Origin of the sequence: Parahalioglobus pacificus (genome assembly GCF_014652275.1) — a bacterium.
Taxonomy (GTDB): domain Bacteria; phylum Pseudomonadota; class Gammaproteobacteria; order Pseudomonadales; family Halieaceae; genus Parahalioglobus; species Parahalioglobus pacificus.
The window spans coordinates 1-1,042 of the sequence record NZ_BMYM01000008.1 but is presented as its reverse complement, the minus strand read 5'-3'; the positions used below and the strand labels follow the sequence as shown (position 1 = coordinate 1,042).

At 55.6% G+C, this 1,042-nt stretch carries 1 protein-coding gene; it reads left to right on the top strand.

Features of this window, described 5'->3' with window-relative positions; genetic code table 11:
- A partial coding sequence (tuf, locus tag IE089_RS15605; protein ID WP_189478781.1) for an elongation factor Tu occupies nucleotides 1-1,042 on the top strand: 1,042 nt, incomplete at both ends.

Here is a 1,042-nt window from a genome sequence, read left to right as displayed (position 1 = left end):
ACGCGTATGCGCCGAAGTCTTCGGTGGCGAAGCGGTAGCGTTCGACGGTATCGATAACGCACCTGAAGAGAAAGAGCGTGGTATCACTATTGCGACGTCTCACGTTGAGTACGACTCTAACGATCGTCACTACGCGCACGTTGATTGTCCCGGACACGCGGACTACGTGAAGAACATGATCACCGGTGCTGCGCAGATGGACGGCGCGATCCTGGTATGTGGTGCGACTGACGGCCCTATGCCCCAGACTCGCGAGCACATCCTGCTGTCTCGTCAGGTTGGCGTACCTTACATTGTTGTATTCCTGAACAAAGCGGACCTGCTGGCGGAAGATTGCGGCGGCGTTGATACCGAAGAGTTCGAGGAAATGAAAGAGCTGGTTGAAATGGAGCTGCGTGAGCTGCTGGACCAGTACGAATTCCCCGGTGACGACACGCCCATCATCTGTGGCTCTGCACTGATGGCGCTGAACGGCGAAGATGAGAACGGTCTGGGTACAACTGCGGTTAAGACCCTGGTTGAGACTCTGGACAGCTACATCCCTGAGCCCGAGCGTGCGATTGATCAGCCGTTCCTGATGCCTGTTGAAGACGTATTCTCAATCTCTGGTCGCGGTACTGTGGTAACCGGCCGTGTTGAGCGTGGCATCATCAAGGTTGGCGAAGAGATCGAAATCGTCGGCATCAAGGAAACTCAGACCACTACCTGTACAGGTGTTGAGATGTTCCGCAAGCTGCTGGACGAAGGCCGTGCGGGTGAGAACGTTGGTGTTCTGCTGCGTGGTACCAAGCGCGAAGAAGTTGAGCGTGGTCAGGTACTGTCCAAGCCGGGTTCAGTGACACCTCACACCAAGTTCGAGGCAGAGGTTTACATTCTGTCGAAGGACGAAGGTGGCCGTCACACGCCATTCTTCAAGGGTTACCGTCCGCAGTTTTACTTCCGTACGACTGACGTAACCGGTGCGTGTGAACTGCCTGAAGGCGTAGAGATGGTTATGCCCGGTGACAACCTGAACTTCGTTGCGACGCTGATTGCGCCGATT